The organism is uncultured Campylobacter sp., assembly GCF_938018035.1.
In the GTDB taxonomy this organism is placed as follows: Bacteria; Campylobacterota; Campylobacteria; order Campylobacterales; family Campylobacteraceae; genus Campylobacter_B.
On record NZ_CALIJF010000221.1, the window covers coordinates 1 to 1,880 of the forward strand.

The following is a 1,880-nucleotide window of genomic DNA, read 5'->3' on the forward strand; positions in this document are numbered from 1 at the left end:
GTCATAGCTCAAAGCTTAGTATTTTATTTATGCCATGTATTTTAACAGCCTTTTTTTAAATCCTCTTTACGATGCAGCTAGAGAATATTATCTACAACTGAATCCGCCCTTAGAAGCGATTAAGAAGCAGATTTATCCGTATCTAGCCATTCCACATCCCAAGGCTCCGATAAAGTGTAAAAATATTGTCTATATTTTTTTAGAGAGTTTTGACGTGCCTATACTGACGAAAGAAATTTTGCCAAACTACACCACATCTAAATGCACTCAAAAATCGTATAGATTTTTCTGAAATACACCAAGTAGTAGATACTGGTTTTACTATTAAAGGGCTGTTTGGTTCACACTGCGCTGCAAATTATACGTTTGCATCTGCCAAAGATATGGCTTCTGAAAATTTTACTAAAAATATTGTCTGCGCTAGCGAAATTTTACACTCTTTGGGATACCATACCTATTTTATAAAGGGCGCTGACTTAAATTTTCAGGGTACTAGAGGCTTTTTGCGTCAAAGAGGTTATGACGAGATTAAGGGGAGAGACGAAATTTTAGCCGTGGATCCCGGTTCATACTAACGAATGGGGTGTGGATGACGATGATATGCTTCGTGTGGCATGGAATGATTTTGAGCGTCTAAACAAAGTAGGTAAGCCGTTTTTGTTCTCACTTCTCACGATTGGTACGCACACTCCAAGTGGATTTATCCCGCGCTCATGTGAAGGGCTGGAATATAATGAAAATACCGTGCCAATGCTATGCGCGGTGCATTGCAGTGACCTATTAGTGAGTAAATTTATTGAGCAAATCCGCTCAAGTCCATATGCAGCGAACACAATCATTGTACTGCAAAATGATCATCCGCTATTTTATAAAAATGCTATAGATGGTGGCTTTGGCGATGGACTTAAAGACGAGCGGGACTTATTTGTGATACTGGATGATGATTTGGATGGAGAGTTCGAGATCAAAAAGCGTGGTACCTCGTTCGATACTTTTACAACTGTGCTTGGGTATTTAGGAATCTTGGATGAGATGAATTTCGGCAGAAACCTGCTCTCGCGCGAGAGCTTACCATTTGATGCCGGTGATGAATTCTTTGTAAACGCAAGTAGAATTTTGTCTAAGCTTTCTTATGACGAATCGGTACGAGCACAGCAAGAGTCTAGCAAATAGACTCATTTTTGTCACCTCAAGTAGTATAAACGGATATAAAACTCCCTCGTTTTAATCCTTGCCGATTGCGATTTACATTTGAGGCATTTATTTGCAACAATCATGGAATTTTGTAAATATAAGAGTTCTATATTATGTATCTAGCTAGCCGTGATATCGTAAAATTATGTTTATATTGCACCGCAAATTCGCTTTTACTAAGTGTAGCATACAGATTTAACACTTATTGCGTTTAACTGACAAGATGGATCTTGGCACTATAACCCGACCAAAATTAGCCATATATACTTTTTGGCAGCTGCCGCATACTTTTAGCGCCACGCCGCCGCGATATAGCTCCTTTAGTTTGGCGACTAGATCGATGTCGTAATCCCCGGGTTTTTCGGTGCTATCTCTTACGAGATCGACCGCGTCATTCATAAGAAAAATTCTTACCTCCTCGCCTTTTTTATGCAGGCTGTCTGCTAGCCTCAATGCGTTGTAGGCGTTGTCCAAGCCGTTATACGGCTGATTTGCCAGGATCAGTAGGATTTTCATTTTGCGCCCCTTCGTTTAAAATTATATTGAAAAGAATTTTATATCAAAGCGAGTTTGCATTGCCTTAAATTTAAGCTCGAGGATCGGAATGGTTAAATTTAGTTTTTATCGGTTTAATTTTTCTCGCGACGAGCTTCATTTATAGCTTCGATTAGGCTTTGCAGCAGCTC

General features: G+C 39.5%; 3 protein-coding genes. 2 read left to right on the forward strand and 1 reads right to left on the reverse strand.

Translation table 11 applies throughout. The features are described from left to right. The first annotated feature begins 383 nt into the window (after positions 1–383). Both Q0257_RS06875 and Q0257_RS06880 read left to right on the forward strand, forming a co-directional pair. On the forward strand, positions 384–575 hold the full coding sequence (locus tag Q0257_RS06875; protein ID WP_298023249.1) for a hypothetical protein: 192 nt from the start codon (positions 384–386) through the stop codon (positions 573–575). Between the two features lie 10 nt (positions 576–585). Next, positions 586–1,173 carry a sulfatase-like hydrolase/transferase gene (locus Q0257_RS06880; RefSeq protein WP_298023253.1) on the forward strand — a complete coding sequence of 196 codons (588 nt, stop codon included), beginning with the start codon at positions 586–588 and terminating at the stop codon, positions 1,171–1,173. 216 nt (positions 1,174–1,389) lie between these two features. Here Q0257_RS06880 and Q0257_RS06885 read toward each other — a convergent pair whose 3' ends face one another. Further along, positions 1,390–1,710 carry a DsrE family protein gene (locus Q0257_RS06885; RefSeq protein ID WP_298023256.1) on the reverse strand — a complete coding sequence of 107 codons (321 nt, stop codon included), beginning with the start codon at positions 1,708–1,710 and terminating at the stop codon, positions 1,390–1,392. Between the last annotated feature and the right edge of the window lie 170 nt (positions 1,711–1,880).